This is a genomic window from Streptomyces sp. RP5T (genome assembly GCF_003933965.1).
Taxonomy (GTDB): Bacteria; Actinomycetota; Actinomycetes; order Streptomycetales; family Streptomycetaceae; genus Streptomyces.
Genome location: NZ_RSAJ01000656.1, coordinates 1 through 4,327 on the forward strand (window position 1 = coordinate 1; position 4,327 = coordinate 4,327).

At 72.3% G+C, this 4,327-nt stretch carries 3 protein-coding genes and 1 pseudogene; 2 read left to right on the plus strand and 2 right to left on the minus strand.

What is annotated here, in order from left to right; translation table 11 throughout:
* Nucleotides 1-316, plus strand: a pseudogene (locus EHS43_RS38505) (ATPase); the annotation flags it as partial.
* Complete coding sequence (locus EHS43_RS38510) at nucleotides 313-2,529, plus strand: glycoside hydrolase family 3 N-terminal domain-containing protein (RefSeq protein WP_125195237.1); 2,217 nt, start codon at nucleotides 313-315, stop codon at nucleotides 2,527-2,529. The pseudogene EHS43_RS38505 and the gene EHS43_RS38510, both read left to right, overlap by 4 nt.
* Here EHS43_RS38510 and EHS43_RS38515 read toward each other — a convergent pair.
* Together EHS43_RS38515 and EHS43_RS38520 are read right to left on the minus strand one after the other, a co-directional pair.
* Complete coding sequence (locus tag EHS43_RS38515; protein ID WP_125195238.1) at nucleotides 2,519-3,403, minus strand: carbohydrate ABC transporter permease; 885 nt, start codon at nucleotides 3,401-3,403, stop codon at nucleotides 2,519-2,521. The two genes, EHS43_RS38510 and EHS43_RS38515, sit on opposite strands and share 11 nt — an antisense overlap.
* Nucleotides 3,400-4,327, minus strand: a 928-nt coding sequence (locus tag EHS43_RS38520; RefSeq protein WP_260470911.1) for a carbohydrate ABC transporter permease, incomplete at its 5' end; no start/stop codon positions are given. The genes EHS43_RS38515 and EHS43_RS38520, both read right to left, overlap by 4 nt.

Sequence of the window (4,327 nt, forward strand, 5' to 3'; positions counted from 1 at the left end):
GCTGCCCGCCGTCATGGCCGATCCGCCGATCCGGCTGGCCCGCTTCGCCCCGCTGGTCGCCGAGGCGGCCGCCGAGCGGGACGCCGTGGCCCTGGAGATCCTCGACGAGGCGGCCGACCACCTGCTGACGGCCGTACGGGCCCTGGAGCCGCGCCCCGGCGAGCGGATCGTCGCCACCGGCGGCCTGCTCGGCCCCGACGGCCCGCTCACCAACCCGCTGTCCGAACGGCTCGGCGCCCACGGACTGAGCCTGGACTGGGTGGCCGACGGCCGCCCCGGCGCGGTCGCCCTCGCACGGCTGGCGCGCCCGTCATGAGCGACGCCGGGTACCGTGACCCCACCGCCCCCGTCGAGGCCCGCGTCCGCGATCTCCTGCCCCGGATGACCCTGCGCGAGAAGGCCGGCCAGCTCAACCAGCGGATGTACGGCTGGGACGCCTACCGCCGCACCCCGGACGGCGGCTTCGAGCTCACCGAGGCCCTGTACGCCGAGACCGACCGTTTCGAGGGACTCGGCGCCCTGTACGGTCTCCAGCGCGCCGACGCCTGGTCCGGCGTGGACCACGGCAACGGGCCGGGCGCGCGGGACGGCGCCGCCCTCGCCGAGCTGGTCCAGCGGCACGTCGTGGACCGGAGCCGGCTCGGCATCCCCGCGCTGTTCGTCGAGGAGGTCCCGCACGGCCTCATGGCCCTCGACGGCACCGTCCTCCCGGTCAACCTCTCCGTCGGCGCCACCTGGGACCCCGAGCTGTACGAGCGCGCCGCCGCCCACGCCGCCGCCGAACTGCGCGCCCGTGGCGGCCACGTGGCCCTCGTCTCGGCGCTGGACATCGTCCGCGACCCGCGCTGGGGCCGTACCGAGGAGTGCTTCGGCGAGGACCCGTACCTCGCCGGCCGGCTGACCGAGGCGCTGGTGCGGGGCATGCAGGGCGCCTGCCCCGACGGCCTGTTCGCCGCCGACAAGGCCCCCGTCGTGCTCAAGCACTTCGCGGGACAGGGCGCCACCGTCGGCGGCCGCAACTCCGCGGAGTCGGAGCTGGGCCTGCGCGAGCTGCACGAGATCCACCTCCCCGCCGCCCGCGCGGGCCTCAGGGCGGGCGCCGCCGCCGTCATGGCCGCCTACAACGAGGTCGACGGCATGCCCTGCTCCGGCAACCGAGCCCTGCTCACCGGCCTGTTGCGTAAGGAGTGGGGCTTCGACGGGCTGGTCATGGCGGACGGCCTCGCCGTCGACCGGCTGGCCCGGATCACCGGCGACAAGGTCACCGCGGGCGCGCTGGCCCTCGACTCCGGTGTCGATCTGAGCCTGTGGGACGAGGGCTTCACGCATCTGGAGGAGGCGGTCGAGCGCGGACTGGTGAGCGAGGGAACGCTCGACGCCGCCGTCGCCCGTGTCCTGCGCCTGAAGTTCCGGCTGGGACTGTTCGAGCGCCGGGACACGACGGCCCCCGCGCCGGCCGGTGGCGCGGAGCTCAGCAAGCAGCTCGCCCGGGCCGCCGTCACCCTCCTGCGCAACGACGGCGTCCTGCCCGTCGCCGGGAACGCCGTCCGGATCGCCGTGCTCGGGCCCCAAGCCGCCACCACCGCCCACCAGTCGGGCGACTACACCGCCCCGCAGCGCCCCGGCTCCGGCAGCAGCGTCCTCGACGCCCTGCGCCGGCTCGCCCCGCCCGGGCTCGACATCCGGCACGCCCCCGGCTGCGCCCTCACCGGCACGGACCTCTCCGGCATCCCGGCGGCGATCGCCGAGGCCGCCGCGTCCGACCTCGCCGTCCTGGTCCTCGGCGGCAGCAGCGCCCGGACGCCGGACACCGAGTTCGACGCCAACGGGGCCGCGCTCAGGGCGGTCTCCGAGATGACCTGCGGGGAGGGCGTGGACCTCGCCCAACTGCGCCTGGGGGCCGCGCAGTACGCCCTGCTGGACGCCGTCGTGGCGACGGGCACCCCGACCGCGGTCGTGCTGGTGCAGGGGCGCCCGCACGTCGTGCCGGACACCGGGTCCGCGCTGCTCACCGCCTGGTATCCCGGTCCCTGGGGCGGCGAAGCCATCGCAGAGGTCCTGCTGGGGCTCGCGGAACCGACAGGCCGGCTCCCGGTCTCCGTCCCGCGCTCGGCGGCCCAGCTCCCCGTCTACTACAACCACAAGGACACCGAGTACGGCGGATACGTCGACGAGAGCGCCGAGCCCGCGTACGGGTTCGGGCACGGGCTGTCGTACACGAGCTTCGCGTACGGCGAGCCCCGTCCGACGGGACGCACGGTCGAGGTCGAGGTCACCAACACCGGTGAGCGGCACGGGCGTTCGGTCGTCCAGGTGTACCTGCGCCGCCTGATCACCTCCACCTGGCCGCGCACCCTCGAACTGTGCGCCTTCGAGGGGGTCGGCCTCGCACCGGGCGAGTCCCGCACGGTCGTGGTACGACTCGGCGCCGACCAGCTGGCCGGCGCCGATGTCGCCGAGATCCGGGTCGCCGAGTCGGCACGGGCGGCCCTCACCGCCGTACCGCTGACCCTGGACCTCAGATCTTGACCGCTCCCGAGGACACACCCTTGTAGAACCAGCGCTGGGTGATCACGAACAGCACCAGCACCGGGATCACGGAGATCACCGAACCGGCCATGACCATCCGCTGGTCGTAGCCGAACGAGGAGCTCTGGAGGCGGGAAAGTCCCAGCGTCAGCGTCATGTTGCTCTCGGAGCGCAGCACGATCAGCGGCCACAGGAAGTCGTCCCAGGCGCTGATGAAGGTGTTGATGACGACCACCATGATCGCGCCCCACGCGGAGGGCAGATACAGGTACCGGAAGCGCTGCCACTCGTTCGCGCCGTCGAGCATCGCCGAGTCCTCGATCTCGCGCGGGACCGCGAGGAACGCGCCGCGCATCAGCAGGACGTTGATGGCGCCGACGAAGCCGGGCAGCCACACGCCGGCCAGGCTGTCGACCAGGCCCAGGTCGCGGATGCTGATGAACAGCGACACCATGATCGACTCGAAGGGGAACATCATCGAGGCGACCAGCACCACCCAGACCGCCTTGCGGCCCTTCCAGGCCGGCTTGGAGAGCATGTAGCCGGCCGTCGTGGAGAAGACCAGCTGGCTGGTGACCGACAGGGCGACCACGATCAGGCTGTTCTTGATGTACGACCACACCGGCACCTGGTCGAAGACGGTCCGGTAGGCGCGCAGGGTCGGGTGGTGCGGCAGCAGGGTGGCGTTCGCGCCGAAGACGTCCTCGCTGGTGCCCTTCAGGGAGGCGAGGAGTTGCCACAGCAGCGGGCCCACGGTGAGGCCGAGCACCAGCAGGAGCAGCAGATAGCGCACGACCAGTTCGCGCGGACGGCCGTAGTCCCGCCAACGCGGCATCAGGCGGCGGCCCTTGGTCTCGACGACGCTCGTCGTCATGACTCGTCCTCCTTGGTCAGACGCTGCGCCAGCAGGGTCAGGCCCAGCGTCAGCGCGAACAGGGCCACGCTGACGGCCGAGCCGTATCCCGCGTTGCCGGTGATCGGGTCCAGGCCGACGTCCCGGATGTAGAACGGCAGGGTGCGGTCGGCGCCGCCGGGGCCGCCGGTGGAGCTGCCGAGCATGTAGATCTCGGTGAACACCCTGAGCGAGCCGATGCCGGTGAGGGTGCCGACGAGCATCATGGCCTGCCGGACGCCGGGGACCGTGATGTGCCAGAAGCGGCGCACGGCACCGGCGCCGTCCATCTGCGCGGCCTCGTGCAGCTCCTTGGGCACGTTACCGAGGGCGGCCAGGTAGAAGACCATGTACCAGCCGAGGCCCTTCCACAGGGTCAGGCCCATCGCGGAGAGCAGGATCAGCCAGGAGTCGGAGAGGAAAGGGACGGCCGACCTGATCAGGTGGGCCTTCTCCAGCCAGGTGTTGACCAGACCGTCGTCGGCCAGCAGCCACTGCCAGCTCAGACCCACGACCACACTGGAGGCCAGCACCGGTGTGTAGAACGCCGACCGGAAGAACCCGATGCCGGGCAGGTTCTTCTCCACCAGGACGGCCAGCATCAGCGGCAGCAGCACCATCAGGGGGACGACGATCACCGCGTACAGGATGCTGTTCCGCGTGGCGAGCCAGAAGTCGTCGTCCTGGAGCATCCGCGTGTAGTTGTCGAGCCCGACGAATCCCGCGGCGCCGCCCAGCGGTTTGGCGTTGGTGAAGGACAGCAGGAGCGTGTTGAGGAACGGGAACACCCCGAAGACCACGGCGCACACGATCGCGGGGGCGGTCCACAGCCACGGCAGCCACCAACGGCGGTACATGGCCGCTCCGTTGGCCCCGGGGGCGGGACCCGGCAGCGCGGCCCTGGCG